General features: G+C 72.5%; 27 protein-coding genes, 2 tRNA genes and 1 other RNA gene. 13 read left to right on the top strand and 17 right to left on the bottom strand.

From position 1 onward, the window contains the following. Window positions 1-87: 87 nt before the first annotated feature. The 7 genes from ACFY3C_RS26465 to ACFY3C_RS26435 all read right to left on the bottom strand — a co-directional run bounded on the left by ACFY3C_RS26465 (window position 88) and on the right by ACFY3C_RS26435 (window position 3,493). Window positions 88-957, bottom strand: coding sequence for an RNA polymerase sigma factor SigF (locus ACFY3C_RS26465; RefSeq protein ID WP_386580520.1), 870 nt, complete (start codon window positions 955-957; stop codon window positions 88-90). Window positions 958-1,132: 175 nt separating this feature from the next. Then, window positions 1,133-1,426, bottom strand: coding sequence for a Dabb family protein (locus tag ACFY3C_RS26460; RefSeq protein WP_386580338.1), 294 nt, complete (start codon window positions 1,424-1,426; stop codon window positions 1,133-1,135). A 31-nt stretch (window positions 1,427-1,457) separates the two neighbouring features. Continuing rightward, complete coding sequence (locus ACFY3C_RS26455; RefSeq protein WP_386580340.1) at window positions 1,458-1,637, bottom strand: hypothetical protein; 180 nt, start codon at window positions 1,635-1,637, stop codon at window positions 1,458-1,460. A 166-nt stretch (window positions 1,638-1,803) separates the two neighbouring features. Next, a tRNA-Ser gene (locus tag ACFY3C_RS26450) sits at window positions 1,804-1,888 on the bottom strand. A 45-nt stretch (window positions 1,889-1,933) separates the two neighbouring features. Further along, complete coding sequence (gene tadA / locus ACFY3C_RS26445; RefSeq protein WP_390772488.1) at window positions 1,934-2,365, bottom strand: tRNA adenosine(34) deaminase TadA; 432 nt, start codon at window positions 2,363-2,365, stop codon at window positions 1,934-1,936. 56 nt (window positions 2,366-2,421) lie between these two features. After that, window positions 2,422-2,958, bottom strand: coding sequence for a hypothetical protein (locus ACFY3C_RS26440; protein ID WP_386580522.1), 537 nt, complete (start codon window positions 2,956-2,958; stop codon window positions 2,422-2,424). 334 nt (window positions 2,959-3,292) lie between these two features. Continuing rightward, window positions 3,293-3,493: a hypothetical protein gene (locus ACFY3C_RS26435; protein ID WP_386580524.1), complete on the bottom strand. Its 201-nt coding sequence runs from the start codon at window positions 3,491-3,493 to the stop codon at window positions 3,293-3,295. Between the two features lie 105 nt (window positions 3,494-3,598). Between ACFY3C_RS26435 and upp the strand changes: the two genes are divergently transcribed. Beyond that, the gene (gene upp, locus ACFY3C_RS26430) at window positions 3,599-4,234 is read left to right on the top strand and encodes a uracil phosphoribosyltransferase (RefSeq protein ID WP_386580343.1); all 636 of its coding nucleotides are present in this window, start codon (window positions 3,599-3,601) and stop codon (window positions 4,232-4,234) included. Between the two features lie 36 nt (window positions 4,235-4,270). Here the strand turns inward: upp and ACFY3C_RS26425 are convergent, their stop codons facing one another. From ACFY3C_RS26425 to ACFY3C_RS26395, 7 genes are all read right to left on the bottom strand, one after another. After that, window positions 4,271-4,906, bottom strand: a complete 636-nt coding sequence (locus ACFY3C_RS26425) for a LytR C-terminal domain-containing protein (protein ID WP_390772487.1) — start codon at window positions 4,904-4,906, stop codon at window positions 4,271-4,273. A gap of 98 nt (window positions 4,907-5,004) precedes the next feature. Beyond that, window positions 5,005-5,301 (bottom strand): type II toxin-antitoxin system VapB family antitoxin, encoded by a 297-nt coding sequence (locus ACFY3C_RS26420; RefSeq protein WP_003999914.1) that lies wholly within the window; start codon window positions 5,299-5,301, stop codon window positions 5,005-5,007. Window positions 5,302-5,550: 249 nt separating this feature from the next. Beyond that, entirely contained in the window at window positions 5,551-5,679 is a 129-nt protein-coding gene (locus tag ACFY3C_RS26415; protein ID WP_390772486.1) for a hypothetical protein, read from the bottom strand. A gap of 46 nt (window positions 5,680-5,725) precedes the next feature. Continuing rightward, window positions 5,726-6,049, bottom strand: a complete 324-nt coding sequence (locus tag ACFY3C_RS26410) for a hypothetical protein (protein WP_390772485.1) — start codon at window positions 6,047-6,049, stop codon at window positions 5,726-5,728. A 101-nt stretch (window positions 6,050-6,150) separates the two neighbouring features. Then, complete coding sequence (locus tag ACFY3C_RS26405; protein WP_390772484.1) at window positions 6,151-6,819, bottom strand: HdeD family acid-resistance protein; 669 nt, start codon at window positions 6,817-6,819, stop codon at window positions 6,151-6,153. 60 nt (window positions 6,820-6,879) lie between these two features. Continuing rightward, window positions 6,880-7,473 (bottom strand): HhH-GPD-type base excision DNA repair protein, encoded by a 594-nt coding sequence (locus ACFY3C_RS26400; protein WP_390772483.1) that lies wholly within the window; start codon window positions 7,471-7,473, stop codon window positions 6,880-6,882. 24 nt (window positions 7,474-7,497) lie between these two features. Next, the gene (locus ACFY3C_RS26395; RefSeq protein WP_386580352.1) at window positions 7,498-8,220 is read right to left on the bottom strand and encodes a siderophore-interacting protein; all 723 of its coding nucleotides are present in this window, start codon (window positions 8,218-8,220) and stop codon (window positions 7,498-7,500) included. An 84-nt stretch (window positions 8,221-8,304) separates the two neighbouring features. Between ACFY3C_RS26395 and ACFY3C_RS26390 the strand changes: the two genes are divergently transcribed. The 6 genes from ACFY3C_RS26390 to ACFY3C_RS26365 are packed head-to-tail and all read left to right on the top strand — an operon-like array spanning window position 8,305 to window position 14,859. After that, window positions 8,305-10,566 carry a penicillin acylase family protein gene (locus ACFY3C_RS26390; RefSeq protein WP_390772482.1) on the top strand — a complete coding sequence of 754 codons (2,262 nt, stop codon included), beginning with the start codon at window positions 8,305-8,307 and terminating at the stop codon, window positions 10,564-10,566. Next, window positions 10,559-11,161, top strand: a complete 603-nt coding sequence (locus ACFY3C_RS26385) for a GNAT family N-acetyltransferase (protein WP_390772481.1) — start codon at window positions 10,559-10,561, stop codon at window positions 11,159-11,161. Before ACFY3C_RS26390 ends, ACFY3C_RS26385 begins: the two co-directional genes overlap by 8 nt. Beyond that, a complete protein-coding gene (locus ACFY3C_RS26380; protein WP_390772480.1) occupies window positions 11,148-11,624 on the top strand; it encodes a cupin domain-containing protein in 477 nt (158 codons plus the stop codon). The genes ACFY3C_RS26385 and ACFY3C_RS26380 overlap by 14 nt, the downstream gene beginning before the upstream one ends. Further along, entirely contained in the window at window positions 11,621-12,382 is a 762-nt protein-coding gene (locus tag ACFY3C_RS26375) for an SDR family NAD(P)-dependent oxidoreductase (RefSeq protein ID WP_390772479.1), read from the top strand. The genes ACFY3C_RS26380 and ACFY3C_RS26375 overlap by 4 nt, the downstream gene beginning before the upstream one ends. A 57-nt stretch (window positions 12,383-12,439) precedes the next feature. Then, a complete protein-coding gene (locus tag ACFY3C_RS26370) occupies window positions 12,440-14,236 on the top strand; it encodes a copper resistance CopC/CopD family protein (protein ID WP_390772478.1) in 1,797 nt (598 codons plus the stop codon). A 5-nt stretch (window positions 14,237-14,241) separates the two neighbouring features. Further along, entirely contained in the window at window positions 14,242-14,859 is a 618-nt protein-coding gene (locus ACFY3C_RS26365; protein WP_390772477.1) for a poly-gamma-glutamate hydrolase family protein, read from the top strand. Here the strand turns inward: ACFY3C_RS26365 and ACFY3C_RS26360 are convergent. Continuing rightward, a complete protein-coding gene (locus tag ACFY3C_RS26360) occupies window positions 14,798-16,096 on the bottom strand; it encodes an MFS transporter (RefSeq protein WP_390772476.1) in 1,299 nt (432 codons plus the stop codon). The two genes, ACFY3C_RS26365 and ACFY3C_RS26360, sit on opposite strands and share 62 nt — an antisense overlap. After that, complete coding sequence (locus tag ACFY3C_RS26355; protein WP_390772475.1) at window positions 16,093-17,463, bottom strand: rhodanese-like domain-containing protein; 1,371 nt, start codon at window positions 17,461-17,463, stop codon at window positions 16,093-16,095. Before ACFY3C_RS26355 ends, ACFY3C_RS26360 begins: the two co-directional genes overlap by 4 nt. A gap of 128 nt (window positions 17,464-17,591) precedes the next feature. On the opposite strand from ACFY3C_RS26355, the gene ACFY3C_RS26350 reads away from it, so the two are divergent. The 5 genes from ACFY3C_RS26350 (at window position 17,592) to ACFY3C_RS26330 (ending at window position 21,839) form a co-directional block, all read left to right on the top strand. Next, window positions 17,592-18,275, top strand: a complete 684-nt coding sequence (locus tag ACFY3C_RS26350; RefSeq protein WP_390772474.1) for an ArsR/SmtB family transcription factor — start codon at window positions 17,592-17,594, stop codon at window positions 18,273-18,275. Between the two features lie 410 nt (window positions 18,276-18,685). Then, window positions 18,686-19,945 (top strand): MFS transporter, encoded by a 1,260-nt coding sequence (locus ACFY3C_RS26345; RefSeq protein ID WP_390772473.1) that lies wholly within the window; start codon window positions 18,686-18,688, stop codon window positions 19,943-19,945. Beyond that, on the top strand, window positions 19,942-20,274 hold the full coding sequence (locus ACFY3C_RS26340) for a sulfurtransferase TusA family protein (protein WP_390772472.1): 333 nt from the start codon (window positions 19,942-19,944) through the stop codon (window positions 20,272-20,274). The genes ACFY3C_RS26345 and ACFY3C_RS26340 overlap by 4 nt, the downstream gene beginning before the upstream one ends. 86 nt (window positions 20,275-20,360) lie before the next feature. Beyond that, a complete protein-coding gene (gcvH, locus tag ACFY3C_RS26335) occupies window positions 20,361-20,744 on the top strand; it encodes a glycine cleavage system protein GcvH (RefSeq protein WP_386580374.1) in 384 nt (127 codons plus the stop codon). Window positions 20,745-20,801: 57 nt separating this feature from the next. Continuing rightward, the gene (locus tag ACFY3C_RS26330; RefSeq protein ID WP_390772471.1) at window positions 20,802-21,839 is read left to right on the top strand and encodes an endonuclease/exonuclease/phosphatase family protein; all 1,038 of its coding nucleotides are present in this window, start codon (window positions 20,802-20,804) and stop codon (window positions 21,837-21,839) included. A 71-nt stretch (window positions 21,840-21,910) separates the two neighbouring features. Here the strand turns inward: ACFY3C_RS26330 and ACFY3C_RS26325 are convergent. Next, window positions 21,911-21,998 (bottom strand) — tRNA-Ser (locus tag ACFY3C_RS26325). 97 nt (window positions 21,999-22,095) lie between these two features. Between ACFY3C_RS26325 and ffs the strand changes: the two genes are divergently transcribed. Next, window positions 22,096-22,194: signal recognition particle sRNA small type (gene ffs / locus ACFY3C_RS26320), an RNA gene on the top strand. The last annotated feature ends 13 nt before the right edge of the window (window positions 22,195-22,207 follow it).

Here is a 22,207-nt window from a genome sequence, read left to right as displayed (position 1 = left end):
AGCGATTCGCTCTCACCGGTTACCGATCGATCCTGCTTGCGAACCGCTGCGAGCTGGTGTGTTCCGAGCTGTGCCCCCGTGCGCCTGTTATGCCTCGATCCGATTCGCGGAACGCAGCCGCTGGAAGCTACGTGCGAGTAGTCGGGAGACGTGCATCTGGGACACACCGAGTTCCGCGCTGATCTGAGACTGAGTGAGATTGCTGTAGTAGCGCAGAAGAAGGATTCTCTGTTCGCGTTCGGGGAGTTGGACGAGGAGATGGCGGACCAGGTCGCGGTGTTCCACGCCGTCCAGGGCGGGGTCCTCGTAGCCGATGCGGTCCAGCAGGCCCGGCAGCCCGTCGCCCTCCTGTGCGGCCTCCAGGGAGGTCGCGTGGTACGACCGCCCGGCCTCGATGCAGGAGAGCACCTCGTCCTCGCTGATCCGCAGGCGCTCGGCGATCTCGGCGGTCGACGGCTGGCGCCCGAAGGCCGTCGTGAGGTCCTCGGTGGCGCTGTTGACCTGCACCCACAGCTCGTGCAGCCGGCGCGGTACGTGGACCGTGCGGACGTTGTCCCGGAAGTACCGCTTGATCTCGCCCACGACGGTCGGCATCGCGAAGGTCGGGAACTGCACGCCCCGGTCGGGGTCGAAGCGGTCGATGGCGTTGATCAGGCCGATGGTGCCGACCTGGATGACGTCCTCCATCGGCTCGTTGCGCGAGCGGAAGCGGGCCGCCGCGTAGCGCACGAGCGGGAGGTTGGCCTCGATGAGCGCTCCCCGTACGCGGTTGTGCTCCGGGGTGCCCGGCCTGAGGTCCTTCAGCTCGCCGAAGAGCACCTGGGTCAGGGCGCGGGTGTCGGCGCCGCGGCGCTTCTCGGGGGCGGGAGGGGCTGTGGCGGGGCCGGGAGGAACGGAGGCGGGGGCTGGGGCGGGCGCCTCGTCCTGGGGCGGCGCAGTACTGGCCGACACGGTCAACGCCACCTCTTCATCGGTCAATCATCCGTCAAAAGCGGTCATAGCATCACAAGACATGTGCACTGTGTGCAAGCACCGGATAGCACCGTGTTGTGGTCAGACGGCGCCAAGTTGGGTCTCAAGACGCACGAAAGCCCCCCGCCGTTCCCGGCGGAGGGCTCCCGGAGCGAGGGACTCAGAACTCGTAGTCGGCGATCACCCACGTGGCGAACTCCCGCCACAGTGCGACACCCGCCTGATGGGCCGGATGCTCCAGGTAGCGCTTGAGGGCGTCCGTGTCCTCGACCGCCGAGTTGATCGCGAAGTCGTAGGCGATCGGCCGGTCGCTGATGTTCCAGGCGCACTCCCAGAAGCGCAGCTCCTCGATCTGGCCGCCGAGCGCCCGGAAGGCGGCGACGCCCTCGACGACCCGCGGATCGTCGCGCTCGACGCCCTCGTTGAGCTTGAAGAGGACCAGGTGGCGGATCATGGGGCGTACCTCAGCTCTCTCGGCTTTCCGCTCAGCTCTTTGCTCCGTTGGCGAGCCAGGTCATGAAGTCACCTATGGCCTTGGCCGCGTCCGATATGCCCTCGAAGGCTATCTGGACGTAGTCGGCCGCCCTGGCCGGATCCGTGATGATCACGTACAGCGCGAAGACCACGAGCACGTACACGGCGATCTTCTTGGCGTTCACCGTCACCGCGGCCTCCCCTGTGCCTGTGTGCCCCGTGGGACCCCTGTTGCCGGCGGCGAGTGTAACCTTCACGCCCCCTGTGGGGACCAACGGCCCGCCCGCCGAGGTTCTTTGCCGGGCCCTGCCCGGTCATGCACGAAGGGCCCCGTCTCGCGACGGGGCCCTTCTACAGCGGTAGCGGAGGGATTTGAACCCTCGGTGACTTGCGCCACACTCGCTTTCGAGGCGAGCTCCTTCGGCCGCTCGGACACGCTACCGAGGGAGACCTTACAGCAAGGTGGGGCATGGTTTGAAATCGGTATTCAGCGGCCTCGGAAAAACTCCGTGAGTATCCGGGCGCAGTCCTCGGCCAGGACGCCCTCGATCACCTCGGGCCGGTGATTGAGCCGCCGGTCGCGTACGACGTCCCAGAGGGAGCCGGCCGCCCCCGCCTTGTCGTCGCGGGCGCCGTAGACCACCCGGTCCACGCGGGACTGCACGAGCGCGCCCGCGCACATCGTGCAGGGCTCCAGGGTGACCACCAGCGTGCAGCCGGTCAGCCGCCACTCGCCGAGCCTGGCCGCGGCCTGCCGGATCGCAAGGATCTCGGCGTGGGCCGTGGGGTCGCCGGTGGCCTCGCGCTCGTTGTGCCCGGCCCCGAGCACCGTCGCACCGTCCGGGGACAGCACGACGGCGCCGACGGGGACGTCCCCGCCCCGGACGGCCAGCTCGGCCTCGTCCAGGGCGAGCCGCATCGCGGCCCGCCAGCGGTCGCGTACCGGGTCCGGCGCGCCTTCCGTGTGCGAAGCGGTCAGCGGACGGTCTCCAGCACCTCCGAGGCGCCCAGGGCCTCGGCGATCTCGGCCAGCGCCTCGTTCGGGTCCAGGCCGCGCAGTTCCTTCTCGCTGACGCCCAGGTCGTCGAGGATGCTGCCGTCGCCCACCGGGCCGTGCGGCACCGCGCCGGCGGCGGCGGTCTCCTCGTCGTCGTCCTCGTCCTCGGACTCGCCGTCCTCGGTGCCGTCGAGGTCCAGGGAGTCCACGTCGGTGCCGTCGTCGGCACCGGGATCCCGGCCGAGCAGCTCGTCGGTGAGCAGCAGCTCACCGTAGGCGCTGCGGGCGGCGGCGGCCGCGTCGGAGACGAAGATGCGAGGGTCCTCCTCGCCGTCCACGCGGACGAGACCGAACCAGGAGTCCTCCTGTTCGATCAGGACGAACACCGTGTCCTCGTCGGGAGAGGCTTCCCGGGCCAGGTCGGCCAGATCCGACAGGGTCTCCACATCGTCCAGCTCTGTGTCGCTCGCTTCCCACCCGTCTTCGGTGCGCGCGAGCAGTGCGGCGAAGTACACCGTGACTCTCCCACTGGTCATAGGCGTGCCGGTTGGGGGTCCCCCCGGCGGAGGTTCTGGGCGGGGAGAGCTGTGCTCCGAGCCCCACCCACTCGGAATCGTGGCAGAAACAAGGCGTTCAGGGGACGTCTTCGGCTCCCTGTGTCTGGCTGTTTTGATCGTGTGTCCGCATCCCGGGGGAAAAGGACTCACCAGCGCACTCGTTGCCGCCACCTGCGGATCGTACGCGGCTTTTCCAAACGCCCACGCACGGCCCACCGCCCAAACGCCGGAGCCGGCACGGATCTTCCTCACCCGGATCTCACCTTGACGTCGCCCGTTCACCGGGCTTCGCCTACCAGCGGAAGGTCCGCATGCGCATGGCGTGGCGCAGTCGGGCGGCCTTGGCGCGTCGGGGCTGAACGCGTTCACGCAGCGCGCGGGCCTCGGCGAGTTCGCGCAGGAACTGGGCGCGGCGGCGCCGGCGCTCGGCGTCGGTCTCGGGCTGTTCCGGCCCTACGGCGTTCTCGGCGGCGTCGGTCTTACGGTCAGGCAGGTCAGGCACAGTCACACCACCCCCGGTCCGTCCCTCCCACTTTCCCTCGGACGGGCGGTTTGATGCCAGAGCGAGGCGCCACCGAGCGCGGCTACTGTTAGGGGCATGCGTCTCCACGTCGTCGACCACCCCCTGGTCGCCCACAAGCTCACCACGCTGCGCGACCAGCGCACCGACTCCGCGACCTTCCGGCGGCTCGCCGACGAACTGGTCACCCTGCTCGCCTACGAGGCCACGCGGGACGTGCGCACCGAGCAGGTCGACGTCCGGACGCCGGTCGCGCAGACCACCGGCGTCAAGCTCGCTCGCCCGCGTCCGCTGGTCGTGCCGATCCTGCGCGCCGGTCTCGGCATGCTGGACGGCATGGTCCGGCTGCTGCCGACCGCCGAGGTGGGCTTCCTGGGCATGATCCGCAACGAGGAGACGCTGCAGGCCTCCACGTACGCCTCGCGCATGCCTGAGGACCTCTCGGGCCGCCAGGTGTACGTGCTGGACCCGATGCTGGCCACCGGCGGCACGCTGGTCGCGGCCATCCAGGAGCTGATCAAGCGCGGTGCGGACGATGTGACCGCGGTGGTCCTGCTCGCCGCGCCCGAGGGCGTCGAGGTCATGGAGCGCGAGCTGGCGGGGACGCCGGTGACGGTCGTCACGGCGGCCGTCGACGATCACCTCAACGAGCACGGGTACATCGTGCCCGGGCTCGGGGACGCGGGGGACCGGCTGTACGGCGCGGCCGAGTAGGCGCTCGCCGCGGGGCGCCGCAGGGGAGGTCGGCCCTCAGCAGCCCTTCTTCGTCGAAGCCGCCGGCTCGGGGTTGGTCAGCACGGCCAGGGCCTGGTCGGCGGCCGTTCGCTGGGTGAGGGTCTTGAAGCCGTCACCGATGATCAGGTCGAGGTCGGTGCCCTTGCGGGCCGCGTCGGTGCGGTGTTCGGCGGCGGGCAGTTGGGTGGCGAGCACCGGCAGCGAGGTGTTCAGCGCGGCGGCGGGGCCGAGGAGTATCCCGGCGCCCTTGACCTTCTTGTCGAACTCCTTGGACGCGTTGCCCACGTCGCCGATCTTGAAGCCGCGCTTCTTCAGCTCGTCCGCGGTGCTCTTGGCGAGCCCGGTGCGCGCGGTGGCGTTGTAGACGTTCACGGTGATCTCGCCGGGCTGGGGCAGCGCCTTCACCTGGGCGGTGGTGGTCGCCTTCGTGCGGCAGTGCGCCTTGGTGCCGGACGCCGAGGTCTTCTTGTCGCCGCCGGTGAAGACGTCGATGAGCTGCAGCGTGCCCCAGCCGATCAGGCCGAGCACGGCGACGGACGCCACTACGGCGAACACGAGCCTGCCGCGTCGCCGGGGAGGGCGCATCCGAGGGTATTTGTCCCCCGTGATCCGGTACTGGCCGCCCATGCCGGGGGGAGTCAGCATGCTCATGGGCGCAGCGTAGTGCGCCTGGGCGGCGATGCCTATTAGATGATCAGTAGACGCCGCTCAGCGGAACCCGAAAGGGTCAACGCCGTGTCGTGCCGCGGTCAGTCGAGTTCGAGCACGCGCGCGTGCAGCACCTGGCGCTGCTGGAGGGCTGCGCGGACCGCGCGGTGGAGGCCGTCCTCCAGGTACAGGTCGCCCTGCCACTTCACGACGTGCGCGAAGAGGTCGCCGTAGAACGTCGAGTCCTCGGCCAGCAGGGTCTCCAGGTCGAGCTGCCCCTTGGTCGTCACGAGCTGATCGAGGCGGACCGGGCGCGGCGCGACGTCCGCCCACTGCCGGGTGCTTTCCCGGCCGTGGTCGGGGTACGGCCGGCCGTTTCCGATGCGCTTGAAGATCACACGGAAAGCCTACCGGTCAAGACGTTCCGGGCGCAGCCAAGGCGACGGAGTGCGGCGCTGGAAAAGCCGTGTCGAAACGGATCATAGCGGGGTCTATCGGGAACAGGGGCCGGAGATGAGCGACAGCGAAACGCTCCCCGCCCGTGCGCCTGATTCGCTCGAAAGGGGTGGGCTGAACGGACGTTGTGCACAGGCTGTGGATCGCGAGTCGGCGTACCGGCGGAGGCGGTGGCCGCCCCCGCCGGGGGCTCAGTGGCCGTCGTCCTTCGCCGCCGGCTGCTGTGGTTGCGGGCTCTTCCGCTCCGGCTGGGGCGGTGCGCTGCGTCTGGCCTCCGCGCGCAGCAGGGCGCGCAGGACCGCGTACGGGTCTGTGGGCATGGTCGGTTCCTTGCGTCGAGCTGACTGTCCTGGGGGCAGGGCACGGTCAGCAGCGCAGGACCACCGTCCGGAGCAGCGGTACGGCGTACGGCGGCCGGGGTGCGGCGGGGCACGGGCGCAGGGCCGGACGGACGGGCGCCGGCGGGTCGGGCAGGGGTGCGGTGCGCTCGGGCGCGTCGGTCTGGTGGAGGGCGCGCGCGGGCGGCCGTAGCAGCGTGTCGAGGACGTCGTGCTCGGCGGTCTCGGCGGACAGGGCCGGGGTGGGCGCCGCCTGGGCCTGCAGATGGGCGCCGGGCACCCACAGGGCGAGGAGCAGCACGAGCACCCGCAGCCAGGTACGGCTCCGGGTGGGGCTCGGGGTCCTGCTCACGGCGGTTCTGTGCCCGCCCAACAGCCGTACCGCATCGCGCGGCCCGCGAGATTCGCCCGCTCGGCGTACCGAGGGGGTCGCACCGTGCCGTACCACGGGGATCACACCGTGTGCGGAACCTGCTGGGCGCGGCCGCGGACGCGGAACGCGGTGACGATCTCCACGACGCCGACGACCACCAGCCACCAGCCGCCGACCAGGGTCAGCACGGCGACCGACCTGAACGGCGAGTCGATCAGCACGATCCCGGCGATGAAGGTGACGATCCCGAGGAAGATCTGCCAGCCCCGGGCGGGCATGCGGTTGTCGGAGGCGGCGGCCACGGTCTGGGTGATCCCGCGGATCACCCAGCTGATGCCGATCCACAGGGCGAGCAGCAGGATCGACTGCATCGGCCCGCGGAAGCAGAACAGGCCCAGCACGATCGACAGGGCGCCGCTGATGAAGGCGAGCACGCGCAGCGAGGTCGTCCGGTGGGTGCCGAAGGCGGAGACCAGCTGGAAGATGCCGCTGACGAGGAGGTAGACGCCGAACAGGACACCCACGACGACCAGGGAGGGGCCCGGCCAGATCAGTACGAGGATGCCCAGGACCAGCGAGGCGATGCCGGTGAGCAGGACGACCTGCCAGGCGGCCCGGGACAGGGCGTGCAGGGGGCCCTCGAAGGGCGGCTCGGGCTCGTGGTGCGTCTGCGGGGCCCCACCCGCGTGGATGTTGCGGTCGTCGTACTCGCGACCCCAGGAGGGGTCACCGCCGGGTGCCTCGGTCATGCTCCATGCTTGGACCGCCCGGGCTCGTCCGGCCACCTGGGTGGGCCAGGTGGCTGAGCCCTACTTCCCTGCGCTCTTCGCGGCCTTGGCCGCCGCCTTCATCTCCTGCTTGTGGGCGCGCACCTTGGCCAGTGACTCGGGCCCGGTGATGTCGGCGACGGACCGGAAGGACTTCGCCTCGCCGTAGGCCCCGGCGGCCTCCCGCCACCCCGTGGGTGCGACGCCCAGCTGCTTGCCGAGCAGTGCGAGGAAGATCTGCGCCTTCTGCTTGCCGAACCCGGGCAGGTCCTGGAGCCGCTTCAGCAGCTCCTTCCCGTCCGCGACGCCCTTCCAGACCAGCTCGGCGTCTCCGTCGTAGTGGTCGACGAGGTACTGGCACAGCTGCTGGATCCGCTTGGCCATCGAGCCCGGGTAGCGGTGCACGGCGGGCTTCTCGGAGAGCAGCGCGGCGAACGCCTCCGGATCCATGACGGCGATCTCGTGCGCGTCCAGGTCCTCGGCGCCCATCCGCCCGGCGATGGTCGCCGGCCCCTTGAACGCCCACTCCATCGGAACCTGCTGGTCGAGCAGCATGCCGGTCAGCGCGGCGAGCGGACTGCGCCCGAGCAGCGCGTCGGCCTCGGGGTCCTGGGCGAGGTGCAGAGTGACGTCCATGGGTCGATGATCGCGCCTGCGGCGTCAGGACGCGCGCCAGTACCCGAGGGCGTGCACCCGGGTCTTCTGCAGGCCCAGTTCCTTGCGTACGTAAGCGGCCAGCGTGCGGGTGGTGGCCGTGTCGCAGGCGATCCAGACGTACGGGTCGGGGGTGCCGTCGAGTACGACGGGCAGCTCGGCGCGGACCCGTTCGGCGAGGTGGGCGCCCGCGTCGCGGCGGGGCACCTCGCGGATCTCGTGGCGGGCCGGGTCGGCGTGGCAGGGGAGGCCGTCCAGGGTGCCCTCGAACCAGATCGTCGCCGGGGCGGAAGCCAGGGCGCCGAGCAGGGAGTTGATCGCGGGCAGCGAGGCCGGGTCGCCGATGGCGACGACGTGCGAGGGGGCGGGATCCGGATGCTGGAACCCGGTGCCCTGGACGGTCGCCTCGATGGTGTCCCCGGGCCGCGCGGCCCGCGCCCAGTCGGCGGCGCACCCGTCATGAAGGGCGAACTCCAGGCCGAAGGTGCCGGTCGCGGGGTCCGGGTCGACCAGGGTGTAGGCCCGCTGGTGCGGGCGGCCGGCGTCGGAGAACCACAGGCGTATCCACATCGTGGGGTGGACGCCGGTCGCGGCGAGCAGCCCGCCGTCGGTCAGCCGCAGCCGCCGGTAGTGCGGGGTGACGTCCTCGGTCTCGGTGACCGTGCACACGAAGTCCTTGGCGCGCAGCAGTCGTAGGACCGCTCCCTCCCAGCCCCGCCCCTGCCCCATCGCGTCTCCACCCCTCGCGTACGATTCCCGCACCAGATACAGATACTTAGGCAAGGCTAACCTAAAACAAAGGGGTGTCCCAGGGTGACCACCGAGACCTACCGCGACGCCTGGGGCATCCCCCACCTACGCGCTGCCGACGTCCGTGCCCTCTCCCACGCCCAGGGCCGTGTCACCGCCCTGGACCGCGCCTGGCAACTGGAGGTCGAACGGCACCGCTCCCAGGGCACCTCGGCCGCCTTCCTCGGCGCGGCCGCCCTGCCCTGGGACGTCTTCGCCCGCCGCGCCCGCCTCGACGACACCGCGAGGCGCTGCTTCGCCGCGCTGGACAGCCGGGACCCGGAGACGGCGGACTGGGTCCGGGCGTACGTGGACGGCGTCAACGAGGGCCTGGCGGAAGGCGCCCGCCGAGCCCCCGAGTTCACCCGGACCGGCCTCACCCCCACCCCCTGGCACCCCTGGACCCCCCTCGGCATCTGGCTCGGCACGCACATCCTCTTCGCGGGCTTCCCGGCCAAGCTGTGGCGCGAGGAGGCGATACGGCACCTCGGCCCGGAAGCGGTCGGCCTGTTCGCCACCGACGGCCCCGGCACGGCGGGCAGCAACGGCTGGCTCCTCTCGGGCGACCGCACGGTCACCGGCCTGCCTCTTCTCGCCGGCGACCCCCACCGCTTCATCGAGGACCCCGGCGTCTACCAGCAGATCCGCCTCTCCTGCCCCGAGTTCGACGTCGTCGGCCTGGCCGTACCCGGAGTCCCGGGCATCGCCCACTTCGGCCACACCGGCACGGTCGCCTGGTCCATCACCAACGCCATGGCCGACTACCAGGACCTCTACCGCGAACGCCTCCGCCGCACCGGTGCGGGCGTCGAGGCCCTCGGCCCCGACGGCACCTGGCACCGCGCCCAACGCCACACGGAGACCGTGGAGATCGCGGGGGAGGCCCCCCTGGAGATCGAGATCATCGAGACGGCCCGGGGCCCGGTGATCGTCGGGGGCCCGGAGGGCTTGGAAACCACGGAACCGCGGCGAGCCGCCGACGGCGAAGCCGAGGTGAAACCCGCGAACGACGATCCGCGAGCCGCCGACGACGAGGACGCCCCACAGGGGCCACCCGCACCCGACGACGAAGTCTGCACGGGTGGTGCGGGTGGGAACCGGATCTCCGCCGATGGCGAAGCCGAGGCGGACCCGCGGCCACAGCCGGAGGCAACCGCGGCCTTGGCCCTCCGCTACCCACCCCGCGTCACGGAAGACCTCGGCTTCGGCAGCCTCCTCCCCCTCCTCCGAGCCCGCCGAGTCGCCGACATCGACGCCGCCTTCGACACCTGGGCCGAGCCCGTCAACGTCGTACAGGCAGCCGACACCGAGGGCGCCACCCTGCACCGAGTCGCGGGCCGCGTCCCCGTCCGCTCGGAGGCCAACCGCACCCGCCTGGTCCCCGCCTGGCGGCCCGGCCACGAGTGGCACGGCTGGCACGAGATGCCCCGAGCCGGCCTCACCGACGGGATCGCGGTGATGGCCAACCAGCGCGGCCCGGCCACCCCCCTCGGCACCGAGTTCGCCCCACCGCACCGAGCCACCCGCATCCGCACCCTCCTCGAAGCGCGCCCCACCTGGTCCGCCGCCGACCAGCCCGCGATCCACATGGACACCCACCTCGCCTCCGCCACGCCCCTCCTGGACCACCTGGCCGGCCTCGACGACCTCACCCCCGAGGCCGCCCGGCTCAAGGACCGCCTCCTGGCCTGGAACCGCCGCATGGACGCGGACAGCGCCGACGCGGCGGCGTACTCGGCGGTGCGCGGCGCGGTCGTACGACAGCTCGCCGCACACCCGGCGTTCGAAGCGCTCACCGAGGTGCCCGCCTACCCGGAGGTCCTCCTCCCCTGGCTCGCCCTCCTCCCGCGCATCGGCTTCGCCCTCGAACACCTGCTGAGCGCCGAGGAGTTGTACGGAATCGACCGGCCCGCCGCCGTACGCGCCGCCGTCGAGGAGGTCGCCGCCGGGACGCCGACGGGCCCGTGGGGCGCCGGCCACCGCCTCGCCCCCTGGCGGGCGCTGCCCGACGAGTCGTACGACGAACCGGGCCTGTCCGGCGACCACGACTGTGTGCTGTGCACCTCCGCCGTGCCCGGCCTGACCGACCTCGCGGCCCGCGGCCCGGCAGCCCGTTTCGTCTGGGACCTGGCCCGCCGTGAGGACAGCCGGTGGGTGGTGCCCTTCGGCGCCTCCGGAGTCCCCGGCTCACCGCACCACCGTGACCAACTCCCCCTGTGGCTCGGGGGGCAGCTCGTTCCCGTCGTCACCGACTGGGACCGCCTCGAGAAGGAGACCGATGTCTGACCCGCGCGTCCATGAACAGGTGATCGACGGCTTCGGCACCGTCCGCATCCGCCCCCTCGACCCGGCGGCCGACGCGGAGGTGGTCCACGCCTGGGTGAGCGACGAACGCGCCGCGTTCTGGGGCATGACCGGCCTCACCCGGGCCCAAGTGGCCGAGATCTACGCCCACATGGCCGGCCTCGACACGCACCACGCCCACCTCGTCATCAAGGACGGCGAACCGGCCGCCCTGCTCCAGACCTACGAGCCCGACGCCGACCGGGTCGGCGAGTGCTACGAGGTCCGCCCCGGCGACATCGGCGTCCACCTCCTTCTCGCGCCCGCCGCCGCGGGCGGCCCGCGACCCGGCTGGACCGCGGCCCTGTTGACCGCGATGACGTCGTACGTCCTGCTGGACCTGGACCGCCGCCGGGTCGTGGTCGACCCGGACGTGCGCAACACCAAGGCGATCGCCCGCTTCGAACGCCAGGGATTTCGGCGCGGCCCCGAGGTGGTCCTCCCCGAGATCGACATCCCGGACGTGTACCTGCCCGAGAAGCGTGCCCAACTGGCCTTTCTGGAGCGGGAGGTAGCCTTCCCGGGTGACCACGCCTGACGAGCTGATCGCCCACTACGACCTGGAGCCGATCCCCCGCGAGGGCGGCCTGTTCCGGCGCACCTGGGCCGGACCCGAGCGCCCGGACGGCCGCCCCGAGGGCTCCGCCATAGTGGCCCTGCTGACCGCGGACGACTTCTGCGCCCTGCACCGCCTCCCCAGCGACGAGGTCTGGCACCACTACCTGGGCGACCCGCTCCACCTGCTGCTGCTCGCCCCCGACGGCACGACCCGTAGCGCCGTCCTGGGCCCCGGACTGCGGGACGGCCAGCACCTCCAGCTCACCGTGCCCGCCGGCACCTGGATGGGCGCCCGGGTGGCCCCCGGCGGCGCCTGGACCTTCTTCGGCTGCACGATGGCACCCGGATTCACCTACGAGGGCTACGAACACGGCGACCCGGAGGACCTCACGGCGCGTTACCCGGCCGAGGCCGCCCGGATCGCGCAACTGTGCCGCCCATGAGCCTCCTCGACGGACAGACCGCCCTGGTGACCGGCGCGGGCGGCGGCATCGGCTCCGCCCTCGCCCTGCGCTTCGCGGAGGAGGGCGCGGCGGTGGCCCTGCACTGCCGTACGTCGGTGCAGACGGCCGGTGAAGTCGCCGCGCGCATCCGGGAGCTGGGCGGCGAGGCGGTCGTCCTGCGGGCGGACCTGACGGACGAGGCGGCATGCCACAGGCTGGTCCGCGAGACGACCGATTGGTCCGGCGGCCGCCTCACGGCCCTCGTCAACAACGCGGCCGTCCAGCCCGTCCAGCCGCTGGCCGGGATGACGGCGGTTCAGTGGCGCACGGTGGTCGACACCAACCTCGGCAGCGTCTTCGCCTGCACCCAGGCCGCCGCCGCCCACATGGGCGAGCACGGCGGCGGCACCATCATCCACATCGCCTCCGTCGAGGCCGGCCGGCCCGCCCCCGGCCACGCCCACTACAGCGCCGCCAAGGCCGCCGTCGTCATGCACGCCCGCGCGGCCGCCCTGGAGTACGGTCCCCACGGCATCCGCGTCAACTCGGTCTCGCCGGGCCTCATCGACCGGGAGGGCCTGGCCCAGGCCTGGCCGGACGGCGTACGCCGCTGGCTCGACGCCGTCCCCACCGGCCGCCTGGGCCGTGCGCGGGACGTGGCCGACGCCTGCGTGTTCCTCGCCTCGCCCCTCGCCTCCTGGATCACCGGCCACGATCTGGTGGTGGACGGCGGGGTGTCGGCGCGGCCGACGTGGTGAGCGCGGCGGCCGATCCTTGCGTACCTGTACGGAGGGGCAGTGGGACGGAGGGGTGAGGTGCGCGACGAACACCGGTGGCTGCGACGGCTGACCGTCCTCGGCGCGGGCCTGCTCCTGCTCCTCCTCGGCGCGACCGCCCCCGCCTCGGCCCACGCGGCCCTGCGCGGGACGGACCCCGCCGACGGGACCGTCCTCAAGTCGGCGCCCCGCGAGGTCACCCTCACCTTCACGGAATCGGTCGGCCTGCTGACCGACTCCCTGCGCGTCTACGACCCCGACAACCAACGCGTCCGCACCGGCGAGGCCGACCACGCCGCCGGCCGCTCCGACACCGTCCGGGTCTCCCTGCCCGCCAAGCTCGGCACCGGCACCTACACGGTGGCCTGGCGGGTGGTGTCGGCCGACAGCCACCCGGTGTCCGGCGCGCTCACCTTCTCGGTCGGCAAACGCACGGCGACGGCGACGAGCGTGCTCCCGGACCGTGCGGAGAACCCGGCGACGACCAGCCTCTACAACATCGCGCGCTACCTCGCCTACCTCGCCGTGGCGCTCCTGCTGGGCCCCGCGGCGTTCGTGGCGTACTGCCGCCCGCCGAGGCCGGCCCACCTGCGCACACCGGTGGCGGCCGCCTGGGGCACCCTGTTCGCCTCGACGATCGCCCTCTTCCTCCTGAGGGCCCCGTACGAGGAGGGCACCGCCCCGACGACGGCCTTCGCCCTCTCCTCCCTCACCCGTACGGCCTCGACCCGCCCCGGCGAACTCCTCCTCACCCGTCTGGCCCTGCTGCTCCTGGCCGGAGCCTGTGCACTGGCCGTGCGCAGATGGCGCCGCCGGATCCCCCGCCGAGCCGCCCTCGCGACCGCCGCGACCCTCGCCGTCGCCCTCGCCCTGACCTGGGCGGCCTCGGAACACGCCTCGGCGGGCCTCCAGGTCCCGCTCGCGATCACGTCCGCCACGCTCCACCTGCTGGCGACGGCGGCCTGGCTGGGCGGCCTGACGGCCCTGGCGCTGACGCTGCGCCGCGCCTCACCGGACCCGGCCGCACCGCTGGTCCAGGCCGTCGCCCGCTTCTCCCGCCTGGCCTTCGCCTCCGTGACGGTCCTGGTGGCGACCGGTGTCTACCAGTCCTGGCGGGGCCTCGGCTCCTGGCAGGCGCTCACCGACACGACGTACGGCCGCCTCCTGCTGGCGAAGCTCGCAGCGGTCACCCTCCTGCTCGCGGCCGCGTCCCGCTCCCGCCGCTGGACGACCCGCCTGGCGACCCGGCCTGCGGCACGTGAACGGACCCGGGTCCCGCAACCGGCCGGCGGCCCCCCGCTCCCCCCGGACCCGAACCCCACCGCCACCCCCGCCCCCGCCCCGCACCACCCCCACGACCTCCGCCGCTGGGTGCTGACCGAGATGGCGGTGGGCACCCTCGTCCTCGTCCTGACAACCCTCCTGACGAGCACGCTGCCGGGCCGGGCGGCGGCCGAGGCGGCTCAGGCGGCACCGGCTCCGGCGGGCATCCAGGCGGCCTCGGTCACCACGATCCCCTTCGACGTCGGCACCCCCGGCGGCCACGGCAGGGTGCAGATCACCCTGGACCCCGGCCGGGTCGGCACGAACTCCGTCCAGGCGGTGGTCTACGGCCCCGACGGCGGCCTCTCCGCGGTCCCCGAACTGCGCATCACCTTCACCCTCCCGGTCCAGCGGATCGGTCCCCTGGACACCAAGGTCACCGACCGGGGCGGCTACTGGGCCGCCGACGCCTTCAACCTGCCGATCCCGGGAACATGGACGATGAAGGTGACGGTGCGGGTGTCGGAGGTGGACCAGGTGACGGTGTCGAAGACCGTGCGGGTGGTGCGCTGACGGTGGTGACCGAGCGCGTCGTGATCGAGGGCGTGGAGTTCGCCGCCGCCCTGACCATCCGGTCGGACATCGGCCTGCTGGCCCTGCACGGCAGCAGGGAGGGCGGCACGGCGGAACTGGCCCACGAGGTCGCGGCCCGCACGGGCGCCAGCTGCCTGGTCTTCACCCAGCCCACCGGCGACCCGGTCCACATCCCCTCGCACCGCATGTCCGTCCCCACCTGCGCGGCCCTGCGGCAGTTCCTGTCCCACGTGACCCTGACGATCTCCCTGCACGGCCACCTGAGACCCGAGACCCCCCGCGCGATCTTCCTGGGCGGCGCCAACCGCGCAGCGGCCGACACCCTGGCCCACAGCCTCACCCTCCTCGCCCCGGCCTTCGAGCCCGTCACCGACCTGAACCACATCCCACCCGGCCTGCGCGGCCTCGGCCCCCGCAACCCGGTGAACCTGACCCCGGCCGGCGGAGTCCAACTCGAACTCCCCCTGAGCGCCCGGACCCAGGGACCCCGAAGAACCCTCGGAGCCCCTGACGTGCCTCCGCCGATGGTGACGGCGGCGCTCACGGCCGGGGTGCAGCGGCTGATGGAGACTTCGGCCGGTCCTCAGCGGGGTGTTCGGTGATCCAGCGGGCCGCGAGCAGTCCGGAAGCCGCGGTGAGTGCGGCGGCCGCGACGACCGTGGCGTTCAGGCCGAGGGCGTCGGCGAGGATGCCGGCCACCAGGGCGCCGGCGGCGTAGCCGATGTCGCGCCAGAAGCGGTAGGCGCCGAGGGCGCCCACCCGCCAGGCGGGGTGGGCGTGGTCGGAGACCGAGGCGATCAGGGCCGGGTAGACCATGGCGGTGCCGATACCGAGGAACACCGCGGAGAGGACCCCGGCCAGCAGCGGGCGGTCGAGCAGGGCGAGGGCGAGGACGAAGCCGACGGACTGGACGAGCATGCCGTGGACGATGAGGGGTTTGCGGCCGATGCGGTCGGCGAGGTGGCCGGTGGGGATCTGGCCGAGGCCCCACAGGATCGGGTAGAGGCCCTTGATCAGGCCGACGGCGGCCAGGCCGAGGCCGTGGTCGGTGAAGAGCAGGGGGAAGACGCCCCAGGTCAGGCCGTCGTTGAGGTTGTTGACCAAGCCGGCCTGGCTGGCGCCGCGCAGGGAGCGGTCGTGCCAGGAGGTGCGGGCGAAGGTGGCGGCCAGGGTCGTGTCCTCGCCGGAGGGCAACGGCCTGGGGTGCTGGGCGAGTTCGAGGGCGACGTGGTCGGCGGTGTCGTGGACCACGAGGGACAGGGCGAGGCCGGCGGCGACGAAGACGACCCCGATGAGTTCGGGGACGGGGCGCAGGCCGTGGGTGGTGGCGAGGTAGCCGGTGAGCAGGGCGGTGGCGCCGACGGCGGTGTAACCGGCGGCCTCGTTCAGACCGGTGGCCAGGCCGCGGCGGGCGGGGCCGACCAGGTCGATCTTCATGTTGACGGTCATCGACCAGGTCAGACCCTGGTTGACACCGAGCAGGACGTTCGCGGCGACGATCCAGCCCCAGGACGGCGCCCAGGCCAGCGCGAAGGGCACGGGCACGCCGATCAGCCAGCCGGTGACGAGGAGTTGCTTGCGGCGGAAGTGGGCCGTCAGGGCACCTGCGGCGAGGTTGGTCATCGCCTTCGTGACGCCGAAGGCGATGATGAAGGAGAAGACGGCCAGGTCGCTGGTGAGGCCGAAGACGTGGCTGCCGACGAGCGGGACGGTGGTGCGTTCCAGGCCCACCAGGCCGCCGACGCAGACGTTGACGACGACCAGCAGGGTGAACTGCAGCCAGTTCTCCCGCAGACCCAGGCGGACGGGCCGGGCCGCGGCCCCGGTTGCGTCGCTCACCTGGTGCCGCCTTCGGTGAGCTGCCGGCCGTGGGCCGCCGCGTACTCGGCCGGTCCGCCGTCGAGGACGGCGAGGTCGGTGCGGCCCGCGCGTTCGAGCAGGCTCGCGGCGGTCATGGCGCGCTCGCCGTGGCCGCAGGCCACCACCGGCCCCTCGGGCGCGTCCCCGGCGTGCGCGGCGAGGCCGCCCAGCTCGATGTGCACGGCTCCGGGCACATGCCCGGCGGCGAACTCCGCTTCCTGCCGTACGTCGACGTAGGGGCGGTCGCCCGCGCGGTCGGCGGTGACGAACGCGGTGCCGGCCTGCCGGTTGCCGGCGGCCGCCCAGGCGGGCATGCCGCCGTCGAGGCGTCCGGCGAGGCGCTCGTAACCGATCTTGGCCGCCTGCCAGACGATCTCGTCCAGATCCTGGCCGTCGCCCGTGACGAAGACGAGCGGGACGGTGTCGGGCAGCAGCCAGCCCAGCCAGGTGGCGAACTGGCCGCGCAGCGGGATGGACAGCGCGCCGGGGATGTGGCCGGCCGCGTAGTCGGCGGCCGGGCGCACGTCGACCACCTGGCCGCCCTCCGCGAGCAGGGACCTGACCTGTCCGGCGTCGAGGGCGGGCAGCGGCGGGGCGGAGCCGAGGACGGCGGGGCCGCGCCGGTTGGCCTCGGCGAGCCGGGCGAAGTAGGCCGGGTAGCTACCGAGGCCGGCCACGAGGCGTCGTACGAAGGTGTCCTCGTCCGGGGCCGCCAGCAGCGGGTTGGTCCGCTTCTGCGTGCCGATCGTGGAGGTGCGCTCGGCGCCGGGCGGGGCCGAGCAGAAGGACCCGGCGCCGTGCGTGGGCCAGACCGCGACCTCGTCCGGCAGCGCGGCGAGGCGCCGGAGCGAGTGGTACTGAGCGCGGGCGAGTTCCTCGGTGCGGTCGGCGCCGAGGAGGTCGGTGCGGGCGGCGGAGTCCACGATCAGCGATCCGCCGGTGAAGACGCCGAGCGCGCGGTCGCCGTCCAGGAGCAGGAAGGACAGGTGCTCGTCCGTGTGGCCGGGGGTGGCCAGGGCCCGCAGCGTCAGGCCGCCCAGGTCGACCTCGTCGCCGTCGGCCAGGCCGCGGTGCGCGAACGCACGGTGTCCGGCGGCGGAGGCCAGCACGGTGGCCCCGGCGTCGTGACCGAGCTGGACGGCGCCGGACAGGAAGTCCGCGTGCAGGTGCGTGTCCGCCGCGTACGCCACGGCCAGGCCGCGCCGCTCGGCGGCCGCCCGCAGCGCACGCAGGTCGCGGCTCGCGTCCACGGCCAGGGCACGGCCGTCGCCGAGGTCGACGAGGTAGGCGCTGTTGCCGAGCCCGGTGTCGACGAGGGGTATCAGGTGGTCGTCGGCGAAGCCCATCAGGTCCCTCCAGGGTGCGGATGCCGGCGGACGTGTGGCCATGAGTGTGGTCACGCGTGTGGTCACGCGTGTGGTCACGACCCCCGGCTTCATCTACACTATTCCATGGATTTATGGAGGATGCTGGGATGGGTGCGATGGGAAAGCCGACGGCCGGTACGAAGGCGCAGCTGTACGACGCGTTCGCAGCCAGCGGCAAGGCGCTGGCCAGCGGAAAGCGCCTGGAACTGCTCGACGTGCTCGCCCAGGGCGAGCGCACCGTCGACGCCCTGGCCAAGGCGGCGGGGCTCAACCTGACGACGGCCTCGGCGCACCTCCAGACCCTCAAGCAGGCCGGCTTCGTCGCCACCCGCCGCGAAGGCGTGCGCATCCACTACCGGCTCGCCGGCGACGACGTGGCTCAGCTGTTCGCACTGCTGCGCAAGGTCGCCGAGGCCCACCAGGCCGCCGTCCCCGCGGCCCGCGACGCCTACCTCGGCGAGGACGGCGCGACACCGGTCGGCCGCGAGGAGCTGCGCGCCCGCGTGGTGGCGGGCGACGTGGTGGTGCTGGACGTACGGCCGGCGGAGGAGTACCAGGCCGGCCACATCCCCGGCGCGCGCTCCATCCCGGTCGACGAACTGGCCGACCGGATCAACGAGTTGCCCGAGGAGACGGAGATCGTCGTGTACTGCCGCGGCGAGTACTGCGTCCTCGCCTACGACGCGGTACGGCTCCTGACCGACCGCGGCCGCCGCGCGATCCGCCTCGACGACGGGATGCTGGAGTGGCGCCTGGCCGAACTGCCGGTGGATGCAGGGGGCTTGGGGTGACGGCTGTCGTGTACCCGGCACCGGCTGCCTCCGGCCCTGCTGACGCCGGGGACGTGGGACGACGGCTGCCGTGTACCTGGCGCCGGCCGTCACCGGCCCTGCCGACGAGGGGGACTTGGGGCGACGACGGCCGTGTACCCGGCCCTGCCCCCCCCCGCTCCCGCCGACGCCAGGGATTTGGGATGGCGACGGCCGTGCGCCTGCCATCGACAGCTCCCGCCCCTACCGACGCAGGGGACTTGGGACGGCGACGGCCGTGCACCTGCCACCGTCTGCCCGCGCCCCTGCCGACGCCGGAGACCTGGCATGACCGCCGTGCACCCGGGGCCGGCCGGCAGGCCGGTCCACCTGGGCTGCAGCGCCACCACGGCCCCCTGACGCACGCCATCCGCTGCCACCGGAAGAGAGACATGACCCGAGCCGAAGCCGCCGCCCCTGCCTCCCTGTCCGGCATACCCGACGCCGCCCAGGCACAGCGTCGCATCCTGCGTGTCCTGGTCGCCTCCCAGGTCCTCAGCGGTGCCGGTCTTGCCGCCGGTGTCACCGTCGGCGCCCTGCTCGCCCAGGACATGCTCGGTACCACCAGCCTCGCCGGACTGCCCAGCGCCCTGTTCACCGCCGGATCCGCGCTCACGGCCGTCGCCGTGGGCCGTATCTCCCAGGCCCGCGGCCGCCGCCCCGGACTGGCCATCGGCTACCTCACCGGAGCCGTCGGCAGCGCCGGCGTGATCACAGCCGCCGTACTCGACAGTCCCGTCCTGCTGTTCCTCGCCCTGTTCGTCTACGGCGCCGGCACCGCCACCAACCTCCAGGCCCGCTACGCCGGAGCCGACCTGGCCGACCCCGCCCACCGCGCCCGCGCCGTCTCCACGGTCCTGGTCGCCACCACCCTCGGCGGCGTCGCCGGCCCCAACCTCGCCGCGCCCACCGGCGACTTCGCCGAAACCCTGGGCATCCCGAACCTGGCCGGCCCCTTCCTGCTGTCCGGAGCGGCCTACGCTCTCGCGGCCGCGGTCCTGGCCACCAGCCTGCGCCCCGACCCGCTGCTCACGGCCCGCGCCCTCGCCGCCACCGAGCAGGCGGACCGGGCGAAGGCACCCGCGGCCTCGGCGCATGAGGGCCGCGGCGGTGTGGTCCTGGGCGCACTCGTCATGGTGCTCACCCAGCTCGTCATGGTGGCGATCATGACGATGACGCCCGTCCACATGCACGACCACGGCCACGGCACCGCGGCCTCGGGCCTCGTCATAGCCATCCACATCGGTGCCATGTACCTGCCGTCACCGCTCACCGGGCGCCTCGTGGACCGCTACGGCCGCATGAAGATCGCCGCCGCCTCCGGCCTCACTCTCCTGGCCGCCGGCATCCTCGCCGCCCTGGCCCCCGCCGACTCCGTCGCGCTGCTGGCGCTCGCCCTGGCCCTCCTGGGACTCGGCTGGAACTTCGGCCTGGTGTCGGGCACGGCGATCATCACCGACACGGTGCCCCTCGCCACCCGTGCCAGGACCCAGGGCATGGTGGACGTCTCCATAGCGATCGCCGGCGCCACCGGCGGTATCAGCTCCGGCGTCATCGCGACCGCGGCCGGCTACCCCGCACTGGCCCTCACCGCCGGCGTCCTGGCCCTGGCCGTCCTGCCCGCCGTCGCGGCGACCGCGTACCGCCGATGACGGCCGACGTGTCGCCCGCCCCGGCCCTCACGGTCGACGGCACCGGCCTCCTCTGCGTCACGCTGCTGCTCCGCCTCCGCAAGGCGATCGACGGGGCCGACCCGGGCAGCGTGGTCCACGTCATCGCCACCGACCCGGCAGCCCCGCTCGACCTCCCGGCCTGGTGCCACCTGACCAGCCACACCTACCTCGGCCCGGTCCCTGCCCCCCCCGGCCGACCTACGCCCTCCGCCTCACCGCCGCCGCCCGGTCCACCCGCCCCGACGCACCGTGGCACCGGGCCGACAGGGGCGACAGGGGCGACTGAGCCCGAGCCGTGCGGTTTGTGAGCCATGCGGGGGAAACCACGTCCCGCACCGTCCGGTCCCGGGCATGGATGGCCGTGTTGATCACCTACGGCTTCAGGGGAGCACGTATGTCGCACATTCCGGCCGAGCTTCGGTACGCCGATACGCACGAGTGGGCGCGCAAGGAATCGGACGGCACGATCACGGTGGGCATCAGCGACCATGCCCAGAAGGCACTCGGCGACGTCGTGTTCGTGGAGCTGGTCAACGTCGGCAAGGTCTTCGAGGCGGGCGAGGCAGCCGGTGTCGTGGAGTCGGTGAAGGCCGCGACGGAGGTCTACGCGCCGGTCGGCGGCGAGGTGATCGCGGTCAACGAGGACCTGTCCGACGGTCCTGAGCTGCTCAACGAGGAGCCCTACGACAGCTGGATCTTCAAGCTCAAGCCGTCCGACCGGTCGGAGTTCGACCGCCTCCTCGACGCCGCCGGCTACAAAACCGCGATCGGCGAGTGACCCGCGCAGCGGTGTTGCTGCTGTTGCTGTCACGAAAACGAGTGAGAGGAGAAGCGAATGGCTCGTAGGTGGGCGGCACTTCTGGTCGCCGTGGGCCTGGTTGCCGCGGCACTGGGCCTGGCCGCGCCGGCTCAGGCCGGAACGCGGCAGCTCAAGGTCGCCACGTACAACATCTATCTGGGCGCCGACCTCGAGCCGCTGGTCCTGGCGCAGACTCCGCAGGAGCTCGTCGCGCGAGCCGGGATCGCCTACGACCAGATGGTCGCCACCGACTTCCCCTCCCGCGCCCGGACCATCTCGCGCCTGCTCAGGAACGAGCGACCCGAAGTCATCGGCCTCCAGGAGGTGGCCCTGTGGAAGAAGGGCCCGCTGGGCGGTTCCCTCCACACCACTTACGACTTCCTGGACATCCTGCTCCGCGAGCTGCGCAGGGCCGGTCTCCACTACCGGGCCGCCGCGGTCGACACCACCGGCAGCACCACCCTGCCGATCAGCGCCACCGAACAGGCGAGTTTCACGGACCGGGAAGCGATCCTGGTACAGGACGGACTCCCGGTGACGAACGCGCAGTCGCACCTCTATGCCGCGAAGGCCGTCTTCACCACCCCGTTCGGAGTCACCTTCACCGCCCGTAGGGGCTGGTCCGCGGTGGACGTCGTCCTCAAGGGCAAGCCGGCACGGGTGCGGGTGGCCACCACACACCTGCAGCCAGGGGTGCAGGTCGTTCGAAACGCCCAGGCGCAGGAGCTGTACGCCGCGCTGGCACAGTCGCCGTATCCCGTCACCGCTCTCGGCGACTTCAACGCCCTGCCCACCGAGGCGCCCGGACCGTACGGCACGTTCACCGCCGGTGGCTACGACGACGCCTGGCGGACCACCCACGGTCCTGGGGGCGGATTCACCGCCGTTCAGGACCCCGATCTGCGCAACCTGCCGTCCAAACTCAGCTCGCGCATCGACTACGTCTTCTACCAGCCCGCACACCTTTCGGCTGCCTCCGCCCACCTGATCGGAGACAAGGTGAGGGACCGGACTCCCACGGGCCTGTGGCCGTCCGATCACGCCGGCCTGGCGGTAGGGCTGCGCCTCGAATAAATGAGACGGACAACGTCGAAGGGCCCCACTGCGAACAGTGGGGCCCTTCGACAACGTGCCCGGTGAGGCACTGGCGGAGGATACGAGATTCGAACTCGTGAGGGGTTGCCCCCAACACGCTTTCCAAGCGTGCGCCCTAGGCCTCTAGGCGAATCCTCCGCCGGAAACATTACATGACCGAGGGGAGTGCTCGCGAACTCGTTCCCGCAGGCCGTCATCGGGTGCAGTGCCCGGGCCGCGATCGGGTACTGTGGGGCCCAGCCCCTCACGCGGCGCTATCTGACTGAACTCCCCCAGGGCCGGAAGGCAGCAAGGGTAGGTTGGCTCTGGCGGGTGCGTGGGGGGCGCTTGCGTTTGCCGGGCGGAAG

It is taken from the genome of Streptomyces sp. NPDC001410 (assembly GCF_042895235.1).
Classification (GTDB): Bacteria; Actinomycetota; Actinomycetes; order Streptomycetales; family Streptomycetaceae; genus Streptomyces.
This window is presented reverse-complemented; position numbering and strand designations above follow the sequence as displayed.

Excerpts from the sequence above, each read along its gene's own strand:
- ACFY3C_RS26460 (WP_386580338.1), bottom strand. The coding sequence starts at position 1,426 with ATGATCCGCCACCTGGTCCTCTTCAAGCTCAACGAGGGCGTCGAGCGC.
- tadA (WP_390772488.1), bottom strand. The coding sequence starts at position 2,365 with ATGCGGCTCGCCCTGGACGAGGCCGAGCTGGCCGTCCGGGGCGGGGAC.
- upp (WP_386580343.1), top strand. The coding sequence starts at position 3,599 with ATGCGTCTCCACGTCGTCGACCACCCCCTGGTCGCCCACAAGCTCACC.
- ACFY3C_RS26425 (WP_390772487.1), bottom strand. The coding sequence starts at position 4,906 with ATGAGCATGCTGACTCCCCCCGGCATGGGCGGCCAGTACCGGATCACG.
- ACFY3C_RS26415 (WP_390772486.1), bottom strand. The coding sequence starts at position 5,679 with ATGCCCACAGACCCGTACGCGGTCCTGCGCGCCCTGCTGCGCGCGGAG.
- ACFY3C_RS26405 (WP_390772484.1), bottom strand. The coding sequence starts at position 6,819 with ATGACCGAGGCACCCGGCGGTGACCCCTCCTGGGGTCGCGAGTACGAC.
- ACFY3C_RS26400 (WP_390772483.1), bottom strand. The coding sequence starts at position 7,473 with ATGGACGTCACTCTGCACCTCGCCCAGGACCCCGAGGCCGACGCGCTG.
- ACFY3C_RS26395 (WP_386580352.1), bottom strand. The coding sequence starts at position 8,220 with ATGGGGCAGGGGCGGGGCTGGGAGGGAGCGGTCCTACGACTGCTGCGC.
- ACFY3C_RS26385 (WP_390772481.1), top strand. The coding sequence starts at position 10,559 with ATGTCTGACCCGCGCGTCCATGAACAGGTGATCGACGGCTTCGGCACC.
- ACFY3C_RS26375 (WP_390772479.1), top strand. The coding sequence starts at position 11,621 with ATGAGCCTCCTCGACGGACAGACCGCCCTGGTGACCGGCGCGGGCGGC.
- ACFY3C_RS26355 (WP_390772475.1), bottom strand. The coding sequence starts at position 17,463 with ATGGGCTTCGCCGACGACCACCTGATACCCCTCGTCGACACCGGGCTC.
- ACFY3C_RS26350 (WP_390772474.1), top strand. The coding sequence starts at position 17,592 with ATGGGTGCGATGGGAAAGCCGACGGCCGGTACGAAGGCGCAGCTGTAC.
- ACFY3C_RS26345 (WP_390772473.1), top strand. The coding sequence starts at position 18,686 with ATGACCCGAGCCGAAGCCGCCGCCCCTGCCTCCCTGTCCGGCATACCC.
- ACFY3C_RS26340 (WP_390772472.1), top strand. The coding sequence starts at position 19,942 with ATGACGGCCGACGTGTCGCCCGCCCCGGCCCTCACGGTCGACGGCACC.
- gcvH (WP_386580374.1), top strand. The coding sequence starts at position 20,361 with ATGTCGCACATTCCGGCCGAGCTTCGGTACGCCGATACGCACGAGTGG.
- ACFY3C_RS26330 (WP_390772471.1), top strand. The coding sequence starts at position 20,802 with ATGGCTCGTAGGTGGGCGGCACTTCTGGTCGCCGTGGGCCTGGTTGCC.